At 48.8% G+C, this 25,171-nt stretch carries 23 protein-coding genes; 21 read left to right on the top strand and 2 right to left on the bottom strand.

Features of this window, described 5'->3' with window-relative positions; genetic code table 11:
• A complete protein-coding gene (locus GKG41_RS02865) occupies positions 1 to 747 on the bottom strand; it encodes a lysophospholipid acyltransferase family protein (protein ID WP_154256975.1) in 747 nt (248 codons plus the stop codon).
• 162 nt (positions 748 to 909) lie between these two features.
• On the opposite strand from GKG41_RS02865, the gene GKG41_RS02860 reads away from it, so the two are divergent.
• The 20 genes from GKG41_RS02860 to GKG41_RS02765 all read left to right on the top strand — a co-directional run bounded on the left by GKG41_RS02860 (position 910) and on the right by GKG41_RS02765 (position 23,082).
• Entirely contained in the window at positions 910 to 1,320 is a 411-nt protein-coding gene (locus tag GKG41_RS02860) for a protease complex subunit PrcB family protein (RefSeq protein ID WP_154256974.1), read from the top strand.
• A 22-nt stretch (positions 1,321 to 1,342) separates the two neighbouring features.
• Complete coding sequence (locus tag GKG41_RS02855; protein ID WP_154256973.1) at positions 1,343 to 2,902, top strand: SPOCS domain-containing protein; 1,560 nt, start codon at positions 1,343 to 1,345, stop codon at positions 2,900 to 2,902.
• Positions 2,903 to 3,170: 268 nt separating this feature from the next.
• The gene (locus GKG41_RS02850) at positions 3,171 to 4,055 is read left to right on the top strand and encodes a 3-keto-5-aminohexanoate cleavage protein (RefSeq protein ID WP_154256972.1); all 885 of its coding nucleotides are present in this window, start codon (positions 3,171 to 3,173) and stop codon (positions 4,053 to 4,055) included.
• A gap of 102 nt (positions 4,056 to 4,157) precedes the next feature.
• Positions 4,158 to 5,171, top strand: coding sequence for an alcohol dehydrogenase catalytic domain-containing protein (locus tag GKG41_RS02845; protein WP_173015648.1), 1,014 nt, complete (start codon positions 4,158 to 4,160; stop codon positions 5,169 to 5,171).
• Positions 5,172 to 5,195: 24 nt separating this feature from the next.
• The gene (locus GKG41_RS02840) at positions 5,196 to 6,158 is read left to right on the top strand and encodes a thiamine pyrophosphate-dependent dehydrogenase E1 component subunit alpha (RefSeq protein WP_154256970.1); all 963 of its coding nucleotides are present in this window, start codon (positions 5,196 to 5,198) and stop codon (positions 6,156 to 6,158) included.
• 18 nt (positions 6,159 to 6,176) lie between these two features.
• Complete coding sequence (locus GKG41_RS02835) at positions 6,177 to 7,157, top strand: transketolase C-terminal domain-containing protein (protein WP_154256969.1); 981 nt, start codon at positions 6,177 to 6,179, stop codon at positions 7,155 to 7,157.
• 30 nt (positions 7,158 to 7,187) lie between these two features.
• Entirely contained in the window at positions 7,188 to 8,708 is a 1,521-nt protein-coding gene (locus GKG41_RS02830) for a sugar ABC transporter ATP-binding protein (protein WP_154256968.1), read from the top strand.
• Positions 8,692 to 9,669, top strand: a complete 978-nt coding sequence (locus tag GKG41_RS02825) for an ABC transporter permease (protein ID WP_154256967.1) — start codon at positions 8,692 to 8,694, stop codon at positions 9,667 to 9,669. The genes GKG41_RS02830 and GKG41_RS02825 overlap by 17 nt, the downstream gene beginning before the upstream one ends.
• 17 nt (positions 9,670 to 9,686) lie before the next feature.
• Complete coding sequence (locus tag GKG41_RS02820; RefSeq protein ID WP_154256966.1) at positions 9,687 to 11,606, top strand: sugar ABC transporter substrate-binding protein; 1,920 nt, start codon at positions 9,687 to 9,689, stop codon at positions 11,604 to 11,606.
• Between the two features lie 11 nt (positions 11,607 to 11,617).
• Entirely contained in the window at positions 11,618 to 13,399 is a 1,782-nt protein-coding gene (locus GKG41_RS02815) for an adenine deaminase C-terminal domain-containing protein (RefSeq protein WP_154256965.1), read from the top strand.
• A gap of 159 nt (positions 13,400 to 13,558) precedes the next feature.
• The gene (locus GKG41_RS02810) at positions 13,559 to 14,353 is read left to right on the top strand and encodes a FadR/GntR family transcriptional regulator (protein ID WP_154256964.1); all 795 of its coding nucleotides are present in this window, start codon (positions 13,559 to 13,561) and stop codon (positions 14,351 to 14,353) included.
• A 49-nt stretch (positions 14,354 to 14,402) separates the two neighbouring features.
• Complete coding sequence (locus tag GKG41_RS02805; RefSeq protein ID WP_154256963.1) at positions 14,403 to 15,212, top strand: amidohydrolase family protein; 810 nt, start codon at positions 14,403 to 14,405, stop codon at positions 15,210 to 15,212.
• An 11-nt stretch (positions 15,213 to 15,223) separates the two neighbouring features.
• Positions 15,224 to 15,982 (top strand): glucose 1-dehydrogenase, encoded by a 759-nt coding sequence (locus tag GKG41_RS02800; protein ID WP_154256962.1) that lies wholly within the window; start codon positions 15,224 to 15,226, stop codon positions 15,980 to 15,982.
• A 179-nt stretch (positions 15,983 to 16,161) separates the two neighbouring features.
• Positions 16,162 to 17,091 (top strand): 4-(cytidine 5'-diphospho)-2-C-methyl-D-erythritol kinase, encoded by a 930-nt coding sequence (ispE, locus tag GKG41_RS02795; protein WP_319018597.1) that lies wholly within the window; start codon positions 16,162 to 16,164, stop codon positions 17,089 to 17,091.
• Positions 17,088 to 17,762: a GntR family transcriptional regulator gene (locus tag GKG41_RS02790; protein ID WP_154256960.1), complete on the top strand. Its 675-nt coding sequence runs from the start codon at positions 17,088 to 17,090 to the stop codon at positions 17,760 to 17,762. Before ispE ends, GKG41_RS02790 begins: the two co-directional genes overlap by 4 nt.
• 82 nt (positions 17,763 to 17,844) lie before the next feature.
• Positions 17,845 to 19,341: a spore germination protein gene (locus tag GKG41_RS02785; RefSeq protein ID WP_154256959.1), complete on the top strand. Its 1,497-nt coding sequence runs from the start codon at positions 17,845 to 17,847 to the stop codon at positions 19,339 to 19,341.
• A 1-nt stretch (position 19,342) separates the two neighbouring features.
• Positions 19,343 to 21,019, top strand: coding sequence for a GerAB/ArcD/ProY family transporter (locus GKG41_RS02780; RefSeq protein WP_154256958.1), 1,677 nt, complete (start codon positions 19,343 to 19,345; stop codon positions 21,017 to 21,019).
• 53 nt (positions 21,020 to 21,072) lie between these two features.
• Complete coding sequence (gene spoIIR, locus GKG41_RS02775; RefSeq protein ID WP_154256957.1) at positions 21,073 to 21,708, top strand: stage II sporulation protein R; 636 nt, start codon at positions 21,073 to 21,075, stop codon at positions 21,706 to 21,708.
• 96 nt (positions 21,709 to 21,804) lie between these two features.
• Positions 21,805 to 22,626: a glutamate racemase gene (gene murI / locus GKG41_RS02770; protein ID WP_154256956.1), complete on the top strand. Its 822-nt coding sequence runs from the start codon at positions 21,805 to 21,807 to the stop codon at positions 22,624 to 22,626.
• Between the two features lie 3 nt (positions 22,627 to 22,629).
• Positions 22,630 to 23,082 (top strand): DUF1934 domain-containing protein, encoded by a 453-nt coding sequence (locus GKG41_RS02765; protein ID WP_154256955.1) that lies wholly within the window; start codon positions 22,630 to 22,632, stop codon positions 23,080 to 23,082.
• A 47-nt stretch (positions 23,083 to 23,129) separates the two neighbouring features.
• On the opposite strand, the gene GKG41_RS02760 is transcribed toward GKG41_RS02765, so the two are convergent.
• On the bottom strand, positions 23,130 to 23,597 hold the full coding sequence (locus GKG41_RS02760; protein WP_154256954.1) for a hypothetical protein: 468 nt from the start codon (positions 23,595 to 23,597) through the stop codon (positions 23,130 to 23,132).
• Between the two features lie 204 nt (positions 23,598 to 23,801).
• Here GKG41_RS02760 and GKG41_RS02755 point away from each other — a divergent pair, with 204 nt between their 5' ends.
• Positions 23,802 to 25,157 (top strand): polysaccharide deacetylase, encoded by a 1,356-nt coding sequence (locus GKG41_RS02755; RefSeq protein ID WP_154256953.1) that lies wholly within the window; start codon positions 23,802 to 23,804, stop codon positions 25,155 to 25,157.
• The last annotated feature ends 14 nt before the right edge of the window (positions 25,158 to 25,171 follow it).

Genomic DNA, 25,171 nt, shown 5'->3' with positions numbered 1-25,171 from the left:
TCAGACACCGTACTGCTTTTTGTTTTTCTCAAGCATCTCAGCAATGAGCTTTCTGCAGTATTCCCCGAGAAATTTCTTGTCTTCTTTGCTGAGCTGGCTGGGATAAATGGGATCTCCATATTCAATCACTACTTTTCTGGCCTTAATCCGGGGAAACTGATCCTCGAAGATTGCGGAGGTATTGTTCAGGGCAATGGGAATGATTGGACATCCTGATTTGGTTGCAATCTTAAAGCTCCCTTCATGAAAGGGGAGAAGCTCCAATTCGTCCTTACCCTTGTTTCTGGTCCCCTCCGGGAAGATGCAGACAGAGATCCCCTTTTTAACTTCGTCCACCCCTGCCAGGATAGTCTTTAGACCTTCTTTGATATTATCCCTGTCCAGGAAGAGACAGTGCAGGTACTTCATCCAGTTGCTGAGCAGAGGAATCTTGAGCATCTCTTTTTTGGCTACATATCCTGTGCGTCCAGGGCACTGAACATACGTAAGCAGAATATCGAAAAAGCTTCTGTGGTTCCCAATGTACAGCACCGGCTGGTCAGTGGGAACTTTTTCGTGGCCGATTACCGTAGCGTCAATACCGGCCACACGGATACACAGCCGGAAGACTCCCTGGACCAGTCTGAGGGAAGTCATATCCTTAACCCTGGGAAAGGCCAGACCGATAAGCCATTCAATAAAAAGAATGGGAATGGATAAAATCAGGAAACCTACAACAACTATACATACCACTAAAAAACGAATCATAATTTCCTCCAACTGGCGCCTGAGAGCGCCCAAAGCATTTCTATACCAAATGGTACATATCCATTATACGGAAAAAACAAAAACCTTGCAATGAGAAAAGAGAAGAATAAATTTGAACATTCCACATAAAATATTGGTAAGAATGGGAAAAAGGGCATCATTATGAAAAAATGGACAATAGGACTCCTGCTGGTCAGTATGATGGCAGTCTTTCTCGGAGGATGCAGTCTGACCAAGGTAAAAGCTGATGATGTAGTGAAACCAGAATATACGGTGATGAAAACAGATGACTTCCCGGAAGAGGTAGCAGACTTAATTGAAGAAAATAAAGAAAAGGAATTCCAGATGACATATCAGGACGGAGAATATCTCTACCTGCTGAAGGGATATGGAAAACAGGAAACAGGAGGATACAGCATTCAGATCGCGGATTTGTCTCTGTGGGATAACGCGATTCATCTGCAGACCACTCTGATCGGGCCTGACAGAGATCAGGAGATCAAGGAAGAGCCGTCGTATCCCACCATTGTGATCAAGATGGAATACCGGGAAGAGCCGGTGATATTCGAATAAATTATAGAAAAGAGGGCATATTTTGGAATTATTAACGAAACAGATGCAGATGCTGACAGTAAAATGCCAGGCAATCAGCCAGGTGACATTTGACGAGGATTTAAATGTTCCGGATGTAAAACCAGATGTGGGGCGGATGATCCAGAAAAAAGGGGAAGTACTGATTGAGGATGTTCAGATTTCTGAGGGAGCTGCCTATATTAAAGGAGAGCTGGTAATTTCCCTGCTCTATGTGGGGGACAGTGAAGAGAGAAGGATACATAGTCTCCAGGGCAGACTGCCTATCGGTGAGACGCTTCATCTGAACGGACTGGAAAACGGAGATAAGGTGCGCCTGAAGTGGGAGATCGAGGATCTGAGCCTGCAGCTCATCAATTCCAGAAAATTAAGTGTCAAGGCACTGGTAACATTTATGGCCGGTGTGGATGAGACGGGAGAGGTACGTCTTCCCATAGGGCTTGTGGAGGAGGATATCTCACAGAAAAAGCAGCCCATCAGTGTCATGGGTCTGGCGGTACATAAAAAGGATACCATGCGGATCAAAGAGGAAATTGCCCTGGCATCCAACAAGCCTAATATTTATGAACTTCTCTGGGACACAATCGAGGTGAGAGGCCTGGATATCCGTACAGAGGATGACAAGGTGACTGTAAAAGGGGAGCTCTTTTTATTTGCTCTGTACAGCGGCAATGATGACAATAATTCCCTGCAGTGGCTGGAGCACTCGGTTCCCTTTGCGCAGGAAGTGGAGTGTCTGGGCTGTGCCATGGATATGATCCCCAATATTGAGGTGAACGTCAGCCAGAGCGACCTGAAGGTGAAGCTGGACGGGGACGGGGAAGAGCGGATGATCGGGGTAGATGTGGTTCTTGAGCTTGAGATTAAGGTGTACGAGGAGGAAGAACTCTCTCTTCTTCTGGATGTCTATACACCTCTGAAAGAGTGCATTCCCATTCGGGAGACACAGACCCTGGAAAGTCTCCTTGTAAAGAACTTCTCAAAATGTAAGGTCAATGATCGGGTGAAGGTAGAAGAAGACCAGGGAAAAATTCTTCAGATCTGCCATAGCGACGGCATGGTAAAAGTGGATGATACCAGAATCGTAGAAAACGGCATACAGGTGGACGGGGTTGTACAGGTAAGAATTCTCTATATTGTAGGGGATGATGATATGCCGTTCTATTCTATGAATGCTATGATACCCTTCAGTCATGTGGTAGAGGCAAAAGGAATTGACCAAAACTGTGTCTATCATCTGCGGGCGGATCTGGAGCAGCTGTCCACAACCATGATTGACAGTGATGAGATAGAGGTCAAAATTGTAATGAATCTCAATGCACTTGTGGTGAGACAGAACCCCCAGGGTCTGATCTCAGGGATTGAGGAACAGGAACTGGATAAGGAAAAGCTTCACAATATGCCGGGCATTACGGGATACCTGGTGCAGCCCCAGGACACTCTCTGGGATATTGCCAAGGCGTTCTATACTACGATTGATACCATTATGGAATTGAATGAACTGGAGTCAGAAGAGATTAAGCCCTATGATACGCTGATTTTAATGAAGAAAGTGGAAAGCTGATCCAAGAAAGGGACGCTGCCTCATAGCCTGAAAAGGCTGTGGGCGGCGTCCTTTTTAGAGCCGTCCTGCCCTTTTATCCCAGGGACAACTAAAATGTTATCTTAATAAATGGTAATTAATCACAAATAATCAAATCAATAATTGTTAAAAAGTAATATTGACAGAAAAATGTACTCCCACTATAATGAAAGTAACATCACTGGTAATACCAGTTAAATGATATTACCAATAGAACGTATCCTACATATTAAGAAAGAGAGGTAAAAGAATGGACAAGTTAATTATCACCGCAACTGTAGACTCCAGTGCATCTTATCCGGATAATCCCTACTGCCCCAGGATGGGGGATGTAAAGACAACGGCCGAAGAATATAACCGTGCAGTGGATGCAGGAGCCAGTATCTGCCATGTTCATGGGGTTCATTTTCTGGAGGATGAGATTCAGCCGGACGGAAGACAGCTTTCCGCCATAGATTTTGATGGATGGCAGGAGCTGAAGGACCGCATAAAGGAACATGCGGATCCGGTAATTCAGTACGGAATTGCCAGTGCCCGGATGCCTGCGAAGGTGAAGCTTATGGATCAGAAACCAGATATGATGTCCTACTGCTTTAATGCTCATGATGAATGCTTCCAGCCGAATCCTGACAAGCCGCCCAAGTGCACCTATGCAGTACATCCTATCCAGGAGCTGCGGGAATTCCTCAATGCATGCAATGAAAAGGGAGTAAAGCCAGAGATTGAGTCTTTTACCACAGGAGCTTTTTACAACATCGAAGCATTGAGAAAGGAAGGTTTGTTTAAAGAAGATGAACCAATCTGGACTACGTTATTTATCGCATGGCCCGGCGGCGCGTGGACACCGCCTACCCCTAAATCTCTCATTAACTTTGTAGATCATCTGCCTGCCAATGCCAATTTTAACGTGAGTGTTATGAGCTATGATGTAAATAAAAATTGGGAGATGCTGACCCAGGCAATTCTCCTTGGCGGCCATGTGCGAGTGGGCTGGGAGGATAATCCTTATATTGCTCCCGGAGAATATGCAAAAACCAATGCCCAGCTGGTAGAGAAAATCGCTGCAATCTCCCGGAGCCTTGGCAGAGATGTGGCAAGTCCTGACGAAGCTAGAAAGATTATTTTTGGAAAATAAGCAGACATAAATAGGATGTCAGACATGCAGAAACTACTCGTGGTACTGTATGAAGGCATCCTATTGTGATTATAGGGAAATGCACGAAAGAGAGGAATGGCAATGAAAGCAATGGTCCTGGAAAGCATGGAAAAAGGCGCCCATCTGATCAATGTTGAGCTTCCGGAAATAACAGAAAACGATGAGGTGATTCTGCAGATAAAAGCCTGCGGGGTCTGCGCCACAGATATTAAGGTTATGAAAGGCGATATAGAAACGAATGGGGTTCCCCGCATTTTGGGACATGAGCCTATGGGGATAGTGGTAAAGAAAGGAAGTGCGGTACACAACGTAAAGATCGGAGACCGGGTAGTAACTGCCACATATGTTACCTGTAAAAGCTGTAAATACTGCCGTACCGGACGGGAGACTCTGTGCGAACATGTATCGGCAAGGATAGGGATCACTATGGACGGGGCATTTGCCGAATATATGAAGATTAAGTGTCAGAACCTGGTAAAGGTTCCGGACGGTGTACGGGACGAGGAAGCGGCAGTTATGCCCTGCGGTGCAGGGGTCCCATACCACGCGCTGGTTAAGCGGATCAAGCTGACTCCCATGGACCGGGTGATTGTTCTGGGAGTAGGGGGAGTGGGAATGCAGGCCCTTCAGCTTGCCGCCCTGTGCGGAGCAGAGACAGCAGCTGTTGATATAAACGAAGATAAGCTTGGGATGGCCAGGGATAACGGTGCGGCATATACGGTTAATTCCTCAGAGGAAGGGTATCTGGAAAAACTCCGGGCATGGGGGGAATGGAATGTGCTGTTTGATACCACCGGATATCCCCCGGCGATTACAGGCTGTGCCTCGATTCTGGTAAGCGGATCCAGGGTGGTCCTGGCGGGATATGGAAAGGACAAATCCCTGAGCATTCCGCTGGCAGATGTAGTGCTGAAGGAACTGGAGATCTATGGATCCAGAGGGGTCAGCATACAGGATATTGAAGAACTGATGTCTTTGGTGGAGAGAAAAAAACTGCAGCCTGTTACCCATATATATCCGATGCAAAAGATTGAGCAGGTATTTGAGGATCTGCAGAATAACAGGCTGACCGGACGTGCGGTGATCGTTCCGTAAAGGGCAGGGAAGGAAGGGAGAATATTGACAAACGAAAAGATACTGAAATTATACGAAATTATGGTAACCAGCCGTCTGCTGGACGAGTTCTGTGAAAACGAATTTGTGAAAAAAGGGGTCAATCTGCGCCATTACCACTCGGGGATCGGACAGGAGGCTCTGTCTGTGGCAGGGGCGTTTGTTCTGCGAAAGACAGATTACCTCTACTATACCCACCGGGGTGTGGGTTCTCTTCTGGCAAAGGGGGTATCCCTGGAGGCGGTAATGCGTGATATGTTTTTCAAGACAGGAGGAACCAATGACGGAAGCGGCAGTGTCATGCACACCTATGCGCCTGAGATAGGGGTTGTAGGGAGAAACGGGGTCTTTGGCTCCCGGTTTACCATTGCTGCCGGACTTGCCCTGGCTGCCAAGGAGAGAAAGACAAAAACAGTAGCTTTATGCTACTACGGGGAGGCGGCTGCCGCAAGAGGGATGTATTATGAGGCACTGAATATGGCGGTGCTGTGGAAGCTCCCTGTGATTTATCTGGCAGAGAACAACGGATTTTCTGTCAGCTCAAGGACAGAGGAAGTGTATGCGCCCGGGAACATGTCTGATATGTGGAGAGGTTTTGATATCCCGGTGATACGGTTTGACGGCAATGATATGTTTGCCGTGGCAGAGGCTGTGGAGAACGCTGTCAGCCGGGCGCGTGAGGGAAAAGGCCCCAGTGTACTGGAGGGAATCACCTACCGTATTTCTGAACATATACCTTTTGAGGATCACTATGCATACCGGGATGAGGCTGAGATAGAGGAATGGAAAGAAAAGGATCCCATCGGGAGGGCAAAAAAATCCTTAATCGGCATGGGGATCTGGAGCAGGGAGAAGGACGAAGCCCTGTGTGACACACTGAGGGGGCAGATCCGTGAACTCTATCAGAAGGTGGAAAAAGCACCTGTAACAGACCCCTCAGAAATATACCGGAAAGTATACTATAGGTGATCAGATAGGAGGTAAAACATGAGAGTAACACTGAGGGAAGGAATACGCAGAGTATTGTTTGAAGAAATGCAGAAAAACCAGGAAATGCTCATGATGGGAGAGGCTTTCTATTACACCGGCTCTCTGTTTTCAAAGGTAATCACGCCAAAGTTTCATCTTACCTATGGAAAGGAACGTATCCTGGAGTGCCCGGTGGCAGAGAACGGTATCATAGGCATTGCCTTTGGCGCGGCTCTGGCCGGCATGACAGTAGTTCCTGAAATCTGGGCGGCTGACTTTCTGCTGTGTGTGGGAAATGAGATTGTAAATGACATTCCTAAATGGAGATACCAGCACAGATACCGGGAACCTATCCATATGGTAATCCGGGCGCCTATGGGACTTTTTTCCGCTGGGGGAGGGGGGCCGGAGCACAGTCAATGTACGGAGGCCTGGCTTCATAATTCACCCGGGCTTACTATTGTCGCCCCCAGTACTGTGAGGGATGCCATGGGATTGCTGAGAGCTTCCTTAAAGTGCGGCGATCCGGTGATCTTCCTGGAACACAGGCAGGTATACGACGTGGAGGAAGAAGTGGAGGACACCTATTTTGAAACGGAACTAGGAAAAGGAAGGATTGTGCGGGAGGGAAAGGACCTTACCATTGTCGCCTGGGGAATGATGGCATTGCGGGCAGCCAGGGCAGCAGACATGCTGGAGACTGAGGGTATCCAGGCAGAGGTGATTGACCCCAGAACAATTAAGCCTATGGATTATCAGATGATTCTGGAGTCTGTGAAAAAGACAGGAAGACTGGTGGTAGCCGAAGAGTCTCCCAGAACCGGCAGCATTGCGGGAGAGATTATGACAAGGGTGGCAGAAGGCGGGGCAGGTACCCGGATGGCCCGTCTGACCATGCCGGATTTGCCATACCACTATATTCCCGAATATGAGGCTTCTACGGTACCCTCGGAGAACGAGATTGCTGCCAAAGCTAGGGAACTGCTGGGGATGGCGTAGGCTTCCCGGAGGAAGAAAGGAAGTGACAGTATGCCGGTTTTAGAAGTAAAAGGGTTGAAAAAGCATTTTGCTGGGGTGCAGGCTTTAAACGGTGTAGACTTCATTCTGAAAAAGGGGGAGGTCCATGCCCTGGTAGGGGAGAACGGCGCCGGAAAATCCACACTGATCAAATCTCTTACGGGAATCTACAGGCCGGACGGAGGGGAGATACTTTTGGACGGAAAGCCCTATGCCCCTCAGCATCCAAGAGAGGCCTTTGACCTGGGGATCAGTGTCATTCATCAGGAACTGAATCTGCTTCCTGAACTGGATGTGGCAGCCAATATTTTCATGGGAAATCTCCCCACAAAAAGGAATGGCCTGATCGACAAAAAGCGGATGTATGAGGAAGCAGGACATTATCTGGAACTGCTTGGGCTGGACTTTTCTCCCAGGACAAAGATAAAAAAATTAAGTATTTCTCAGGCTCAGATGGTAGAGATTGCAAAATCCCTGTCCCACAATGCAAAAATCATCTTTATGGACGAGCCCACCTCTTCCCTGAGTCCCACGGAACAGGAAAAGCTCTTTCAGGTGATCCGGGAGCTGAAGGAACGGGGAGTTTCTATCACCTATGTATCCCACCGCCTGGAGGAGATTATGGATATCTGTGACAGGGTTACCATTCTCCGGGACGGACAGCTGGTTACATCCATGGATATAAAGGACACGAATATGGATGAAATCATCACCCGCATGGTAGGAAGAGACTTGTCCAACCGCTATCCCAAGATGCAGATCACACCGGGAGAGACGCTTCTGGAGGTGAAGCATCTCTCCAAAAGCGGTGTACTTCACGACATTTCCTTTTCTGCCAGGGCCGGTGAAATTCTGGGAATATCCGGATTTGTGGGCGCAGGGAGAACGGAGCTGGTGAGGGCTGTGTTCGGCGCGGATCCGGTGGACAGCGGTGAGATATGGATTGAGGGCAAAAAAGTCCAGATCCGTAATGTCACAGATGCTGTCAACCACGGAATCGCGCTGCTGACGGAAGACCGGAAAAACCAGGGGCTGCTGCTGAATATGTCCATCAAAGACAATATCTCAGTCTCAGGACTAAACTGCATCAAAACAAAACCGAAATTTTTTAAGGGTCCGTTTGTGGATAAAAAAGCCGTTGCCGAGAACGCGAAGTATTATGTGGATGTCATCAAGATAAAGACCCCGTCTCTGAAGCAGCTTGTAAAAAATCTAAGCGGGGGGAACCAGCAGAAGGTGATATTGGGAAAATGGATGTCCGTGAATGCCAAAATTATTATATTTGATGAGCCCACCAGAGGGATTGATATCGGAGCCAAGGCAGAGATTTATATGCTGATGGAACAGCTGGCAAAGGCGGGGGCGGCCATTATTATGATATCCTCCGAACTGCCTGAGATTCTGAATATCAGTGACAGAATCCTGGTCATGAGGTATGGCCATATAACAGCCAGACTGACAGCTCGTGAGGCAACGGAGGAGCTTATCATTCATTACTGCGCAAAGGAGGTTAAAGATGAAAGCACAGCTTGAAAAAGAAAAAGCATGGGTAGGAAAGTATGTGAACAGATCCACGGTAAAGAACTTAAGTACTCTGTTTGCGCTGATTGCCATCTGGATATCCCTGAGTATTGTATCACCGTATTTTTTGACCATCAGCAATTTCAGCAATATGTTTCTCCAGTCGGCTAATATTATGATCCTGGCCATTGGAATGACACTGATTCTCATCTCCGGCCAGATCGACCTGTCTCTGGGTTCTATAGAAGCGTTTGCCGGTGCCGTCATAGCCGTATTAAGTGTCAAATACCAGCTGCCCATATTCGCGGCGCTGCTTATTGCCCTGTTGGTGGGAACCGTGTGCGGAATGGTAAATGGTTTCCTGGTATCCAGATTTAATTTTCCTGCATTTGTTGCAACCTTAAGCATGCAGGGCATTGCCAGGGGGCTTGCTCTGATTATCACAGGAGGAACCTCCGTTTATGGATTCCCCGGCCTGTTTAAATTCCTGGGCCAGGGGAAGATTGGGGCGATTCCGTTTCCGGTTATTATTTTCCTCATTCTGCTGGCCGTATTCGGAGTTGTTGTTAAATCCACAAAATTCGGCGTGAATCTGTTTGCTGTGGGAGGAAATGAGGAGGCGGCCGGCCTGTCTGGTATAAATGTGAAGAAAACAAAGATGCTGGTGTTCATAATATCAGGGACCTTAGCTGCACTGGCAGGTGTCATTGTTACCTCAAGGCTCAATTCCGGGCAGGCAACCATCGGTGAGGCAGATGTTATGGATACCATTGCCTCCGTAGTAATCGGGGGGACCTCCCTGAGCGGAGGCATAGGAAGCCTGAGAGGAACGGTTGTAGGTGTTATGATAACGATCTCCATTAGAAATGGACTGAATATCATCGGGGTATCTGCCTATTGGCAGCAGGTTTGTATCGGTCTTATCATCATTGCGGCGATTCTCATTGATCAGTTCAGCAAAAAAGAGCGTTAAAAGTTAGGAGGAGAAAGATGAAAAGAAAACAAAGGAAAGGAAACAGATGGATATCTATACTTTTGGCAGCTTTACTGGCAGTGAGTATGCTGCCCGGCTGCGCAAAGCAGAAGGCAGAGGAGACAGAGACCACAGAGACGAAGGAGGAAGGCAAGACAGCAGAGACTAAGCAGCCGGAGGATATTCGGCTGGGGATGATAGTGGGGGATCTAAGCAACCCCTTTTTTCTCACAGTCAAAGAGGCGGCTGAGAAGCGGGCCGGAGAACTGGGTGTCTCAATTACAGTCCTTGGCTCCAAAACCATTGAGGAAAATGTAAAGGCAGGGGAGGATATGATCCAGACGAAGGTGGATGTTATGGCAATCACGCCATTTGACGCCACGGGCAATATTCCTCTGGTGGAATCGGCCAATGCGGCGGGGATCCCTGTGTTTACCATTGACTCCACTGTGGACGGAGGAGAGGTTGTCTCCTATATTGGTACAGACAATGAGCTGGGAGGAGAACTGGCCGGGGAATGGATGGCAGACAAAATCAACGGAAAAGGAAAGATTGCCATTATAGAAGGGGGATCAGGCTCGTCTACTAATACTTACCGGCTGAAGGGATTCCGCAATGTCATCGATCAGTATCCGGAGATCGAGGTGGTGGCGTCTGTGGCGGCCAACTGGGCCAGGGACGAAGGGCTGAATGCCATGAGCGATATCATAGCCGGCAATCCGGACCTTGCGGCAGTAATGGCCATGAATGATGAGATGGCCCTGGGGGCCATGGAAGCGCTGAAGGCGGCCGGAAAGACGCAGGATGTTGTCCTGTGCGGGTATAATGGGGCGGCAGAGGCGATACAGAATATTTATAACGGCGATATGGCGGCAACCGTGGCCCAGTTCCCGGAGGAAATGGGGAGGATGTTTGTAGACGCTGCGTATGACATTGCAGCAAGAGGTGTATACCCGGATACGGATCACCTGAAGCCTCCTGTATATATGGTAGATACGGTGTCAGCCAACAAGGCAATGGCTGCTATCACGGATACGGACATGAAGTTAGATTATACCACGTCTGTGAAAGCAGATAAAAGATACCGTTTGGGGATGGTAGTGGGGGATTTGAGCAACCCGTTTTTCCTGTCCGTAAAGAACGGGGCCGAGGCAATGGCGGATATCATGGGGGTTGATATCACAGTTCTTGGCTCTAAGACCATTGAGGAAAATGTAAAGGCCTCGGAAGATATGATCCAGACAAAGGTAGATGCCATAGCAATCACACCCTTTGATGCATCAGGAAATATACCCGTAGTGGAGGCAGCCAATGAGGCGGGAATCCCCGTATTTACCATTGACTCTGATGTGGACGGCGGAGAGGTAGTGGCCTATATTGGAACTGACAATGTATTAGGCGGTGAGCTGGCAGGGGAATGGATGACAGAACAGATCGGCGGAAAAGGCAAAATTGCTATTATAGAGGGCGGTTCAGGGTCATCCACGAACACAGACCGGCTAAAAGGCTTCCACAGCGTAATTGATCAATATCCCGATATAGAAGTGGCGGCATCTGTGGCGGCTAATTGGGCCAGAGATGAGGGCCTGAACGCTATGAGTGATATCATAGCCGGTAATCCGGACTTGTCGGCAGTTATGGCTATGAATGACGAGATGGCCATCGGCGCCATGGAAGCGCTAAAGGCTGCCAACAAGACTGAGGATGTGCTTCTGTGCGGATACAATGGGGCGCTGGAGGCGATTCAGAACGTCTATAAGGGAGAGATGGCGGCAACTATTGTACAGTATCCGGAAGAGATGGGAAAGATGTTTGTTGAGAATGCGGTTCTGACGATACAGGGCACGCCCCCGGAAAACAGGCACATTAAGCCCCCCATACAGACAATGAGCACCGTGTATCTGGAGAAAATCTACGACTCTCTGCAGGAAAATTAGGAGGATGAATTATGGAGTATGCAAATCAGACACCGAGGATAGAAGCGGCTCAGGTGGCTCTGGGCAGGGAACCGGCGGATATGGTAATCACAGGGGGAACCCTGGTAAATGTGTATACCGGGGAATACTATCCTGCGGATATAGCCGTAAAAGGGACCCGTATCGCCTATGTGGGGGATGTGTCACATACAATTGGAGAAAATACGAAGAGAATTGACGCCGCGGGATGTTATCTGTGTCCGGGAATGATTGAGACTCACCAGCACGTGGGAGGCTCGCAGCTGACCATGACCGAGTTTGCCAAGGCGGTGCTTGCTCACGGCACTACAGGCATCATCACAGATTTTTATGAGATAGGCATTGCCAGAGGAAAGAAGGCTATACGCTTTTGTCTGGATGAGATGAAAAAGACACCCTTAAAACCCATTTATCAGGTGGCCTCGCAAATTTACGTACAGAACGGACCGTTTGGAAATTCCGGGCAGGTGTCGGCGGAAGATTTGTTTGAATTACTATCTTATCCTGAGTGCATAGGGATCAGTGAATGGCCCGTGAGCATGATGACAGAGAAGGATGAGGTGGTGCTTAAGCTTCTGGAGGAGACGCTGCGCCAGGGCAAAAGAAATCTGGGGCATGACAGTGAGACTCCTGAAAAGACGCTGCAGGCCTACTGCTGTCTTGGACATTCCTCCACTCATGAATGTGTGGAGTGCAGCGAGGCCGTAGACCGGGCCAGACTGGGGCTTGCCATTATGACCCGCCAGGGCACGGCGGCCAGGGACATTGACAATATGAGCAAAACCCTTGTGGAGAAAAAACTGGACTCCAGTAATTTTATGATCTGCACAGATGAAGAAGAGGTTGCGGAACTGTATTCCCTTGGGCACCTGGACTATAAGGTCAGAGGGATGATTGAGAGGGGCGTGGATCCCATGACTGCGGTTCAGATGGCGAGCATACGTGCAGCCAGATATGCGGGAGTTGACGATGACATGGGGGGAATCGCACCGGGCAGAATCGCTGATATTCTGATCGTTTTGGATCTCCCGCGGTTTGCCATTGGCACTGTGATTGCCAACGGAGAGATTGTGGCGGTCAACTACCGGTATACGGGAAGCATGCAGGCTCCGAAATATCCCGATTTTGCCTATCAAACGGTACAGCTTCCAAAGAAGGCTATGTGCGCCGGGGATTTTGCCGTTGACGCGCCCCGGGACGCAGGGACTGCAAAGGTGCATGTGATTGGCCAGAAAAATGGGCTGTTGGTTACGGAAGCAAGAACGGCAGTCCTTCCTGTGGAGAACGGGAAAGTTCTGACAGACAGAGCGCAGGATATCCTTAAGGTGGCGAAGGTTGACCGGTACCAGACTTCGCGGAAGTGGGGCGTGGGGTTTGTCCAGGGCTTTGGCCTTAAGGAGGGGGCAATGGGCAACACCTGGAATGGACAAAAGGAAGACATTTTTATCGTGGGTGCCTGTGAGCAGGATATGGCAGTGGTGGCCAACCGGCTCCAGGAGTTAGGCGGAGGCTTTGTGGCAGCCTGTCACGGAAAAGTGGTGGCAGAGGTAGCTCTCCCATTGTTCGGGCTGCTGTCTGAAAAACCCTTCGAGGAACTGGTAGGAGAAGTCCTCGGGTTTAACAAAGTAATCAGGGACATGGGTTGTACATTTGACGGTCCCATGACCCAGTTGGCTCTCATGGGTGTTCCTGTTGAGATTGGGACACTGAAAATGTCAGAATTCGGACTTGTGGATGTATGGGAAGGCAAACGAATTGATGTGGTTATAGAGTAAGCCAAGGAGTTCCGCTTCATCCGGGTATCCCTTGAAAGCGGGAGAATATTTCTTACCTGAAGGTGGCATACAGGAAGTGTGGGGACAGCTTGCACTTGCGGTGAAATATGGTAATATTGTCAGTGTAGCCATAATACAGCAAGCAGGAAGTCCGCTTGCATGCCGTTTTACGATAAAATAATAACAGTAGAGGAGAAAAGGAATATGGGGAGCCTGGATGGAAACCGAAAAGCAAATATTGTAGCAAACGAAATCATTGATTTAATTTTGAAATCAGATATGAAGCCGGGGGACAAGCTGCCTTCCGAGAGGGAACTGGCACAGCGGTTCGGCGTGGGGCGGCCATCTGTGAGAGAAGCGGTCAGCGCACTGGTGATTTCGGGAATTATCGACATTCACCAGGGAGACGGGCTGTACGTTTCCGATCTGGACGTTGATAAATTAATGATGCCCTTCCGTCTCTGCATGGATTTGGGAAAGTTTAATTATGAACAGCTTATGGAGATACGGGAATTATTTGAACCTGCCGCGGCTGAGATGGCGGCCCGGCTGATAACCGATGAGCAGATAGAGGAAGTGGAGGCCATTGTGCGCAATTCTAACCTGGAAAATCCGTACAGCTTTGCAGAGGATGACAGAAAATTGCACACCACAATATTCAAAGCCACGGGGAATTATTTGTTTTTACTTATTATGCAGATCGTGGACAATCTGGCGTCTCTGAGCAGAGAGGTAACGGGACGCTACTTAGAAGTGAGGAAGGTTGTCCATCAGGATCATATCAGAATCGTCCAGGCACTTAAGAAAAGGGATGAAAAAGCGGCCGGAGAGTATATGAAGCAGCACATTGAGCACATTAGAATGATTATGGATCTCAACGAGGATGTTTTTAAGTCGGAATTTTTGAAGGTAATCCAAAATATGGACAGTGTAGACTTAAAAGTGGATCCGTGAGTGTACCGAAAGCATAAGTGCCTGGCGGATTGGAAAGTCAGGTGAACACATGAAAGTTTTAGATTTTCATATTCATATATCCGAACATACACCGGTTGAGGAAGTTCTGTCCTTTCTGGACCGTCTGCAGATGGACAGAGGAGCCATACTGGCTACAGACCACGGTCCACAGGGAATCCGGCACGGGACAAACGTATCCTGGAGGAAGGCTGCGAATCTGGCAGGGGCGTCGGGCGGACGTCTGTACGCAGTGGGTTCCGTGCATCCGGACAGTGTCAAAGAGCCGGCTAAGGAGCTTGAGACAATGCTTGAATCGGGGGTGAAAGGCTGTAAGCTTTATCCCCACAGTGGGTTTTACCCGGATGACCGGCGGCTGGATGAAATGTATGCTTTGGCACAGGATAAGGAGGTTCCGGTGCTGATTCATACAGGGATAAAGGCTCATAGGTTTCAGCAGATGAAGTATAATGAACCCATCTATATTGATAACATAGCGGTACGGTTTCCCCGGCTGCACATTGTAATAATGCACGCCGGCTATCCATGGGTGGAGGAAGCGCTTCTTGTGGCAAAGATGAATGAGAATGTTATTATTGATCTCACCTTTTTAGATGTCCTGGAATATACCTTTGCCCCCGGCCTCACAGAGTCTGTAATCCGGCGCTGTATGCACAGCATAGGGGATCAGAAAATTGTCTGGGGTTCTGAGGGTGAGCGGCTCGGACTGAGCGCCTTTGAGGACAAGGGAGCTGACCGTGTGAAGGAGTATCTGAATAGAATAAAAAGCATGGACTTTATATCTGAGGGCAGCCTGGACAGGATTCTGTATGAAAATGCAGCCAGATTGCTGCATGTGTAGGAGGATAGGATATGAATTTTAGCGGAAAAGTTGTAGTAATCACAGGATCCGGAGTGGGGATTGGCAGGGCCGCGGCTGTCAGGTTTGCTGAGCTTGGAGCCAAGGTTGTGGTAAACGGGCGCACGGAGGCCCATGGCCGGGAGACCTGCGGGCGAATTATTGAGGCAGGGGGTGAGTGTACCTTTGTACAGGCAGATGTCTCTCAGGCTGGAGGGGCAGAAAAACTGATCCGCCAGGCGGTACAAATCTATGGAAGAGTGGATATACTGGTGAATAATGCCGGTGTGGTACTGCCCGGCAACGTGGAGACAGTCACAGAGAAAGATTGGGACACCTCTATGGCTGTCAATGCCAAGAGCTGTTACCTGGTGTCTAAGTATGCGGTAGATGTTATGCGGCAGAACGGAGGGGGAGTGATTGTTAACAACGCTTCCGCTGTGGCTGTAAAGGGAGTCAGAGACAGAGCCGCATATGCAGCTTCCAAGGGAGCTGTGGTAGCCCTTACCAGATCCATGGCAGCTGATTACATAAAGGAGAACATTCGCTGCAACTGCATCTGTCCGGGGACAACGGAAACCCCGTCTCTGGAGGAGCGGATCGCAGTGTTTGAGGATCCCAAGGCAGCCAGAGAGGATTTTATCGCCAGGCAGCCCATGGGCCGGTTAGGGAAAGATACGGAGATCGCAGAGGCAATCTTATTTGCCGCATGTGAGGAAGCCGCATTTGTTAATGGTGCAGTTATTATGGCAGATGGCGGAATGACAATTTAAAAAGAAATACTGAAAAAGGCCTTTGAGATACATGGCCTTTTTCTGAATTAACAATCATCCTACGTACTATGGTCAATATTGACTAATAAACGTCCCCAGGTTTAGAAAGAATGCATGAACTTTCCGGAATCCGACAAAATATGTTGTAAAACCTAATAAAATCGGGTAAGATAGATTGTATAAAAACGGATACAGTATACAAAGTACATGCGAAATACAAGGAGAGACACATGCGATTAAGAGCCTTGGCTAAGATAAATTTGGGGTTGGATGTAGTGCGACGCCGGGAGGATGGTTATCATGAAGTCCGTATGGTAATGCAGACCATTAATATGTACGATCAGCTGGACATAAAGCGGAAAAAAGCACCCGGGATTGTACTGACAACGAATCTGCCCTATATTCCCACAAATGAAAATAATCTTGTTTACAAAGCATCCAGGCTTCTTCTGGAGGAGTTCAATATTCATGACGGATTGGTGATCAATCTCAGGAAATTCATACCGGTGGCAGCAGGTATGGCCGGGGGAAGTTCAGACGCGGCAGCGGCAATGGTGGGGGTCAACCGTATATTCCGCTTGGGCTTGTCCCAGCAGGAGCTGATGGAGCGGGCAGTTGCCATAGGAGCAGACGTTCCCTACTGTATAATGAGAGGAACCGCCCTGGCGGAGGGGATTGGAGAGAGGTTATCGGTTCTGCCTCCCATGCCCAAATGCTACGTTTTAATTGGAAAGCCGGGGATCAGCGTTTCCACGAAGTTCGTATATGAAAATCTGCATGCTAACGACCTTGCCTGGCATGCGGACATAGACGGTCTGGTGAAGGGACTGCATAGGAAGGACTTAAGGAGCATTGCGGGAAAGATGGAGAATGTACTGGAGACAGTAACGATTCCAAACTATCCGGTGATTCAGGAGATTAAGAATCATATGAAGAGCCACGGCGCTCTAAACGCAATGATGAGCGGAAGCGGACCCACGGTCTTCGGACTGTTTGACAATGATAAGACAGCCAGAAATGCATGCCGGCAGCTGAAGAAGAGCAGACTGGCGAAACAGGTATTTCTGACGACCATTTTTAACAATGGAAATGGAGGAAACTACGCATGACAAATGATTTCCAGATGCATATGGACGAGTATCTGCCTTTGCGTGATGTCGTATTTAATACTCTCAGAGAGGCTATTCTCACAGGACAGCTGAAACCGGGAGAGCGTCTGATGGAGATATCCCTGGCCAACCGCCTGGGGGTCAGCAGAACCCCTATCCGGGAAGCGATCCGCAAGCTGGAACTGGAAGGACTTGTTATTATGATACCCCGGAAGGGGGCAAAAGTAGCCTCCATCACAGAGCGGGAACTCAATGATGTTCTGGAAGTACGGATGGGCCTGGAGGAGCTGGCAATCAAGCTGGCCTGCAGCCGAATGGGGAATGAGTCCATAGAAAAGCTGAAGGAAATCTCAGACAGGTTTGCCTCTCTGATGGAAACAGACGATCTGACGGCCCTTGCCCAGGCAGATGTAGAATTCCATGAGACCATATACAGCGGGACCAACAACCGCCGCCTGGTGCAGATCCTGAGTAATCTTCGGGAGCAGATGTACCGGTACCGGGTAGAGTATCTGAAGGATGCAAAGGCCAGGAGAACCCTGATTACAGAGCATGAAGCAATCTACCGGGCGGTTAAGGCCCGGGATGAGGAGGCGGCACTTATGGAGGTTAAAAAGCATATTGCGAACCAGCAGAAGGCCATTATCCGAAGTCTACATTTAAAAGAATAGAATAAAAAGGTAAATTTTGCACATGATAAGAGAGATACCCAGATACGGGTATTTCTCTTATTTTTTTACGAGGAGGCGGAAGATGTCAACAGTAAGTGATATTTCCATGCATATACAGGAAAATGAAGAATACATCCGCAGCCGGTGTGAGAACTGCGACGATATCATCATACGCCCTATGCTTCTGGGTGATGAAAAAAAGGTGCGCTGTCTGGTAGTATATATAGAAGTTGCTGTAAGCAATATGATGCTGGAAGAGTCTGTGATCGGTAAACTCATCAACCATATGTGGGAGATGCCCAGGGACCAGATTCTGGAGTTTGTAGAGGATAACGGGCTGGGAATCTCAGATGTAAAAACGTTGGATACCATGAAGGAGGCATTCGACGCTATGCTGGCCGGAAATGCCATATTTTTTCTGGACGGCTATCCCCATGCCATAAAGATTTCCAGCAAGGGCTATCCGGACAGAGGCGTCCAGGAGGCGGAAGCGGAGAAGGTACTGAGGGGATCGAACGAGGGATTCGGAGATGCGGTGAAAGCCAACTCAGCGCTGGTAAGAAAGCGTCTCAGGGACACCCGTATGAAAGTCAAGCAGACCAGTGTGGGAGTCAGATCCAATACAGTGGTGCAGCTTCTATACGTGGAGGACCTCATTGATCCCGGCCTCCTAAAGGAGATTGAACAACGCCTGGAGTCCTTTGAAATTGACGGGGTAACGGACAGCGGCATTATAGAACAGCTTACAGAAGAGGTCTGGTATTCTCCGTTTCCCCAGTTTCAGACAACAGAGCGCCCGGACAAGGCGGCTATGGAGCTGTTAAACGGACGTATACTTTTGCTGTGCGATAACTCACCTGTGGGACTGCTGCTCCCCACCACGTACAACAGTTTCCTTCAGGTAAGTGAGGACTGGTATAACCGATTTGCGCTGGTGAGCTTTCTGCGCATTCTCCGGTATCTTGCAGTGGTGCTGACCATGCTCCTCTCCGCCACGTACCTTGCCATGACAAACTTTCATACCCAGGTGCTTCCCACCAATCTGATGCTGGCATTTGCGGAGTCCAGACAGGGGGTGCCGTTTCCCAGCATGCTGGAGGTCATCCTTATGGAAGTGGCTTTTGAGATGATACGCGAGGCCGGGATACGGATGCCCGGACCACTGGGAGGTACCATAGGAATCGTCGGAGGCCTTATTATCGGACAGGCGGCTGTGGAGGCCAACCTGGTAAGCCCCATGGTAGTTGTTGTAGTGGCCATTACAGCCTTAAGTTCACTGGCCATTCCAAACGAGGAATTCTCTGCACCCTTCCGTTTGATTAAATATGGCATGATCGTCCTGGGGGGGACTCTGGGTGTCTATGGCATTGCCCTTGGACTCTATCTGGTAATCAGTCATCTGGCAGGGCTTACAACCTTTCATATTCCTTATCTTATGCCTTTTGTGGCCACTAAAAAGGAGAGATTCCGCGGGGAGAAGGACGGCATCCTGAGGGCACCTATCTGGTGGCTGCGCAGACGTCCTATTTACGCCAGACAAGAAGAAAAAATCAGACTTCGCAGAAGGGAGAACAAGTAAGATGTTCGCAGACAATCAGAAAATATCTCACCGCCAGCTTTTCAGGCAGCTGGTTATGAGCTTTTTGGGTATCTATCTTCTGTGCATTCCCGGATGGCAGTCCCTGGAGGGGCGCCGTGGAGTACTGTGTGTAGGGATCGGTCTTCTTTTCCTTTTCTTTTATATCATTTATCTGGTGCGTTTGAATCATTCCTATACCAATCTCGATAAGACATTCGGAAAGATCGGAGGGCGGATTATTGTTCTGGTATATCTCTCCTATCTGGTCTTTACCGGGATCTTTCTTCTCCGCATCATCGCAGCGGTGGTAGCGCGCTTTCTTGTGACAGGCGCCAATGCGGTGATGGTTATGGGGCTGGCAGTGGTCTTCTGCTATCTGGGCAGCGGCCAGGGCCTGGAGCGCCGGGGCCGGATGGCAGAGGCTGTCTTTCCCCTGGTGGTAGGGGCGCTGTTTCTTATGTTTTTTCTGGCCCTCAGCAAGGTAAATTTAGGATATCTGCAGCAGAGTGCTTCTGTCAGCTGGCCCCAGCTGGGCTGGGGAAGCTATGGGATCTTCTGTGCCTTTGCCCCTTTGATCCTGATTCCTTTTACTCTGGGGACGGTTCAGAAGCCGTCCAGCGCCCACGGGGTCATAATAGGAGCAGTGGGACTTTTGGGCGGAATTCTGTCCCTGACCTTTATCCTTCTGCAGGGGACCTTTGGTCTGCCCGGTCTGCTTTACAAATCCTTTCCCATGATAGATTTGATGTCAGGGGTTAATATACCCGGAGATTTTCTGGAGCGCGTGGATGTATTCTGGATCATATTTCTGATGTTCAGTGTACTATTTGCTCTGGGAAGTGTGTTTTTTTACCAGAATGAGCTCTTGTCCCGGGTACACTGGGAAAAGGGAAGGCTGTTTGCAGCGTTTCTGGTGCTGGCAGGGGGGCTTGTCTGTGCGCATATGGGCGTGTCGGCCAGATACTACGGCCAGATTCTGGAGAGGTATTACATCCCTGTGTTTCTGCTGATCAGCCTGATTGCCGGGCTGCGGCTGGGAAAGAACGAGAAAAAGGCAAAGTGGGGTAAGGCACTCATAGGGATTCTGGGACTCATCCTTTTGTTCTTTCTGAATGGATGCTGCGGTGTAGAGCCGGAAAACCGGGCTTTTCCCCTCATCGTGAGCATTGACTACACAGACGGGGAATATAAAGTAATCTACGGAATTCCGGATCTGTCTAATACCACAGGCCAGGGAAAGAAAGAGGAATCCGGCAGTCAGGAGCCGCGGGTTACTGTCTATACCGGGGCATCCATCAGGGAAATAGAAGAAGAGTTCGACAAAAGTCAGAAAAATTATCTGGACCTGGGGCACGTGAAGGCATTTATGCTGGGAGCCGGGCTGATGGAAAATAAGGAGGCATTTACGAAATGCCTTGCCTATCTGGAAAATAACCCGACAATTGCGGGCAGCATCAAAGTATTCCAAAGCAGCCAGGTGGAAGAGGCAATGTCCCTGAACGGAAATGAGATTGATTCTCTGGGGGAATACCTCATAGGAATACTGGAAAATAAGCCGAACCCAGACAGAAAGGCCCAGGTCACCATACAGAAATTCTACAATGCCTGGCATAACCAGGAGGAGTTCCCCAAGGTACCCAGAGTAAATGTGAGGGGAACCCAGGTGTACCTTGAATAGACCCAGGATAAATGGAAATACTCCTAATACAAAGTTATTAGGAGGTACATAAAATGAAAATCACGGCAAACCGTAAGAGATATATCATAGCAGCAGCCCTTACCCTGGGCGTTTTGGGAGGAATTCTGGCTGCTTCCTTTACCGCCCGGGCCCAGGAAGAAACGCCCCGTCAGATCCAGCAGGGGATTGCTAAAGAGATCATTCGGTTCCATGTCCTTGCCAACAGCGACAGTGAGGAGGATCAGGGACTGAAAATCAAGGTGAAAAACAGAGTAGTAGAGTATCTGCACGAGCTTTTAGGCGATGACACCACCCTGGAAGAGACCAGGGAAGCAATCGTTTCTCATATGGAGGAAATTCGGGACATCTCCAGGGAAGTGATCAGGAGAGAAGGGTATGCGTATCCAGTGACGGCCGGGCTTACAACGGCTTATTTCCCTGAAAAAACGTATGGGGACTGTACCTTTCCGCCGGGGGAATACGAGGCGCTTCAGATTAAAATTGGAGAGGCAGAGGGACATAACTGGTGGTGTGTTCTTTACCCCAGCCTGTGCTTTGTAGATGATACCCATGGAGTGGTCACAGAGGAGAAAAAAGAGGAATTGAAGAACGTTCTTACAGAAGAGGAATATGATACAATCACAGATACCCCGAGGATTAAAATTACATTTAAGTGGCTCCCCCACTGATAATTTCCGCTTGAATTCTCCCTTCAGTGAGAGTAGAATAGAACAATGTATAAAACCTTAGCCTGAGGCCAGGCTAATAAATGATGGAGAAAGAATATGAGCCAAAAGAACTACGCACCCATAGGAGTATTTGACTCAGGAGTAGGCGGGCTGACTGTGGCAAGGGAAATCATGCGGAATCTGCCCAATGAAAAAATTGTATATTTCGGTGATACCGCTAGAGTTCCCTATGGGAATAAATCAAGAGAAGCTGTCCTGCGCTATTCCCGCCAGATTATCCGTTTTCTGATGACCCAGGATGTAAAAGCTATTGTTGTGGCTTGCAATACAGCCAGCGCCATGGCTCTTGAGACCATAAGAGAAGAGATCGATATTCCTATAATCGGAGTGGTAAAGCCCGGGGCCAGAGTGGCGGCCCAGGTGACGCGGAACCATAAGATAGGAGTGATCGGGACCAGGGCTACGATTAACAGCTGCATCTATAAGGAGTTTATTCAACGGCAGAACCCTGAGATTGAGGTAATTGGAAAGGCCTGTCCGCTGCTGGTACCTTTGGTAGAGGAAGGATGGCTGAAGGACACCGTTACAGTGGAGGTGGCAAAGCGTTATCTGGAACCTCTTTTGATGCAGGATATCGATACCCTGATACTGGGATGTACCCACTATCCTTTGCTGCGATCTGTGATGCGGGAGCTGGTGGGAGAAAAAGTCACGCTGGTGAATCCGGCGTATGAAACTGCAAAGGACTTGCAGAGGCTACTGGAAGAGAGAGGTCTGGCAAGCCCCGGGAAGGAGGAAGCTGAATTCCCCTACCGCTTCTATGCCAGCGATTCTGTGCAGCAGTTTAAAGACTTTGCGAATTCCATACTTCCTTATGATGTGAGTATGACAAAGCAGATTACTATTGAGGAGTACTAAAGAATGACAAAGCAAGTATTGATTACAATCAAAGGGCTTCAGATGCCGGGAGGCGGGGAAGAGGATACGAATATAGAGCTGATTACAGCCGGAGATTATTATAAAAAGAACGGACATCATTTTATTATGTATAATGAGGTGACGGAAGGCTTTGAGGGCAGTACAAAGAACTATATAAAAGTGAAAGAAGATTCTGTGGAAGTAAGGAAAAAGGGAGTTGCCAATGCCCATATGGTGTTCCAGGAGAACAAGAAAAACCTTACATACTACTCTACCCCCTATGGGAGTATGGAGATGGGAATCTCCGCAACCCGGGTAAAAATTCAGGAAACCCGGGAAAATATAGATGTGAATGTAGACTACGCGCTGGAAATTAATGAACAGCATGTGGCAGACTGCAATATCTGCATTAATATTAAATCAAAAGAGGCTCAGGACTTTTCACTGAGATCATAAAAGGATTGCGGACAGAGCCGCAATCCTTTTTTTCATCCTATGGCCGGTTAGGAGCGTTTTCCAGTGGTGGCATCCATAGCCTTATTTCTCAGGCGCTGGAAGAAGCCTTTCTTTTTGGCCGGTGCTTCCAGAGGACCTCTGACACCCCGGACATCTGTAATGTAGATTCCGCTGATGGTAGCTTTGACTTCCTTTTTCAGAGGGATTACATCGAAGATCCTCTCATCGCAGACCAAAGTCATAATCTTGGGGCCCACTTTTGCCTTTACAATAGGAAGCTTGGATCTTCTCATAAGCTTGGGCGTCTGATCTATCACTGCCTGAGGGAGCCCCGAAGTTTTTAGGGGCATCCTTTTTTTATCTATAATCAGCATGGGGACGACTTGTTTCGCAGCCTCTATCTGCTCCTGCTGTGCTTCTTGCTTTTTCTGTGCTCTTTTTCCCAGGAAATATAATACGACAACGGCAACTGCAAGAATCGCCAAAATAATCAATAATACTTTCCAAAGTTCCATAATTAACCTCCTAAAGTGTATTGAATCCACTGCCCCGCAGTTTCATACGCAAATTTCATTTTAGCATTAATTCTAGAAAAAGGCAATTATTAATTTGCCAAAAAAAGGCGGAGGAAAGGGCGGGAAAGGGAGCTGTGAGGCATAAGTAGACAAAGGGTCCTAATAGATTAGAATAGTGGCAAGGAGGATATGGGAGGAATCTTTATGAAGGACCGTGGCGTTATTCTTACTGGGGTTTGTCTGCTTCTCCTATTGGCGGCAGTACACCGATACGATATCCAGGGTACTGAAGATGGCGAAAGAGAGACCGGCATAAGCCAGGCTGCTGCGCAGGCAGGCGGAAAAAAGGGGATAATGGAGGAGGCAAATCTGCTGGCAGCAGGCTATGACTACGACGGTGCGGTATCTCTGCTGAAAAAGGCCCCCGGCTATGCAGAATCAAAAGAAATGCAGGAGGCAGCTGCGAAGTACCTGGCCAGGAAAGAAGACTGCAGACCTGCGGACGTGGAGAAGATTCCTCATATTTTCTACCATTCTCTGATTGCAGATACTTCCAGGGCTTTTGACGGGGACAGCAGAGAAGGGGCCTACAATCAGGTGATGACAACTGTCAGTGAGTTTACTAAAATTATGGAACAGATGTATGAGCGGGGATACGTTTTGGTAAGGCTAAAAGACCTGGCAGGGGAAAAGACAGATGAAAATGGGAGAACCTATATGGCTTTGGAGGAGATCCTTCTCCCGGAGGGAAAGAAACCTTATGTGCTCTCTGTGGATGACCTCAGCTATTACCATTATATGGACGGGGATGGGTTTGCCAGTAAAATTGTTCTGGACGGGGACGGCCGGCCAAAGTGCCAGTATACCGCCGCAGACGGAACGGTTACCGTGGGGGATTATGATGTGGTTCCCCTGCTGGATTCTTTTTTGAGGGAGCATCCGGACGGTGCCTATAAAGGAGCCAGGGGAACCATTGCCCTTACCGGTTATAACGGCGTTTTAGGATACCGGACAGACACCGCATATGAGACAGGTGAAAATCTGGATGAGGATCAGAAGAAGTTTCTGGAGGCAAATCCGGATTTCGACTATGAAAATGAGGTTCAGAATGCGAGGGCGGTGGCAGAGGGGCTGAAGAAGGACGGCTGGGAGTTCGCCAGCCACACCTGGGGACATCTGAGAGCCTACAGCTGCAGCTATCAGCAGATGGTGGAGGATACAAGAAAGTGGAAGACAAGGGTAGCCCCTATTGTGGGGGACACGGATGTGATTATCTTCGCCTTTGGGGAGGATATCGGGGACTGGCACCCCTACACCCAGGAGAATGAAAAATACAGGTTTTTAAAAAGCCAGGGGTACCGTTATTTCTGCAATGTAGATTCCAATACCTCGTGGGTCCAGATTACCGATGAATATCTCCGGCAGGGGAGAAGGAATGTGGATGGCTACCGGATGTACTATGACATGACGGAAGGCACCAATAAGCTTTCTGACCTGTTTCAGGTGGAGGAAGTATTCGACCCGGCAAGGCCCGTTCCGGTGCCTCCTATGGGAGAATGAATGTGAAAAAATTA

The sequence above is a fragment of the Lactonifactor sp. BIOML-A5 genome, assembly GCF_009677585.1.
Lineage (GTDB): Bacteria > Bacillota > Clostridia > Lachnospirales > Lachnospiraceae > Lactonifactor.
This window is presented reverse-complemented; position numbering and strand designations above follow the sequence as displayed.

Excerpts from the sequence above, each read along its gene's own strand:
- GKG41_RS02755 (WP_154256953.1), top strand. The coding sequence starts at position 23,802 with ATGAAGGACCGTGGCGTTATTCTTACTGGGGTTTGTCTGCTTCTCCTA.
- GKG41_RS02760 (WP_154256954.1), bottom strand. The coding sequence starts at position 23,597 with ATGGAACTTTGGAAAGTATTATTGATTATTTTGGCGATTCTTGCAGTT.
- GKG41_RS02765 (WP_154256955.1), top strand. The coding sequence starts at position 22,630 with ATGACAAAGCAAGTATTGATTACAATCAAAGGGCTTCAGATGCCGGGA.
- GKG41_RS02780 (WP_154256958.1), top strand. The coding sequence starts at position 19,343 with ATGTTCGCAGACAATCAGAAAATATCTCACCGCCAGCTTTTCAGGCAG.
- GKG41_RS02800 (WP_154256962.1), top strand. The coding sequence starts at position 15,224 with ATGAATTTTAGCGGAAAAGTTGTAGTAATCACAGGATCCGGAGTGGGG.
- murI (WP_154256956.1), top strand. The coding sequence starts at position 21,805 with ATGAGCCAAAAGAACTACGCACCCATAGGAGTATTTGACTCAGGAGTA.
- spoIIR (WP_154256957.1), top strand. The coding sequence starts at position 21,073 with ATGAAAATCACGGCAAACCGTAAGAGATATATCATAGCAGCAGCCCTT.
- GKG41_RS02810 (WP_154256964.1), top strand. The coding sequence starts at position 13,559 with ATGCCGTTTTACGATAAAATAATAACAGTAGAGGAGAAAAGGAATATG.
- GKG41_RS02830 (WP_154256968.1), top strand. The coding sequence starts at position 7,188 with ATGCCGGTTTTAGAAGTAAAAGGGTTGAAAAAGCATTTTGCTGGGGTG.
- GKG41_RS02785 (WP_154256959.1), top strand. The coding sequence starts at position 17,845 with ATGTCAACAGTAAGTGATATTTCCATGCATATACAGGAAAATGAAGAA.
- GKG41_RS02860 (WP_154256974.1), top strand. The coding sequence starts at position 910 with ATGAAAAAATGGACAATAGGACTCCTGCTGGTCAGTATGATGGCAGTC.
- GKG41_RS02820 (WP_154256966.1), top strand. The coding sequence starts at position 9,687 with ATGAAAAGAAAACAAAGGAAAGGAAACAGATGGATATCTATACTTTTG.
- GKG41_RS02805 (WP_154256963.1), top strand. The coding sequence starts at position 14,403 with ATGAAAGTTTTAGATTTTCATATTCATATATCCGAACATACACCGGTT.
- GKG41_RS02865 (WP_154256975.1), bottom strand. The coding sequence starts at position 747 with ATGATTCGTTTTTTAGTGGTATGTATAGTTGTTGTAGGTTTCCTGATT.
- GKG41_RS02845 (WP_173015648.1), top strand. The coding sequence starts at position 4,158 with ATGAAAGCAATGGTCCTGGAAAGCATGGAAAAAGGCGCCCATCTGATC.
- GKG41_RS02790 (WP_154256960.1), top strand. The coding sequence starts at position 17,088 with ATGACAAATGATTTCCAGATGCATATGGACGAGTATCTGCCTTTGCGT.
- GKG41_RS02835 (WP_154256969.1), top strand. The coding sequence starts at position 6,177 with ATGAGAGTAACACTGAGGGAAGGAATACGCAGAGTATTGTTTGAAGAA.
- GKG41_RS02815 (WP_154256965.1), top strand. The coding sequence starts at position 11,618 with ATGGAGTATGCAAATCAGACACCGAGGATAGAAGCGGCTCAGGTGGCT.
- GKG41_RS02825 (WP_154256967.1), top strand. The coding sequence starts at position 8,692 with ATGAAAGCACAGCTTGAAAAAGAAAAAGCATGGGTAGGAAAGTATGTG.
- GKG41_RS02850 (WP_154256972.1), top strand. The coding sequence starts at position 3,171 with ATGGACAAGTTAATTATCACCGCAACTGTAGACTCCAGTGCATCTTAT.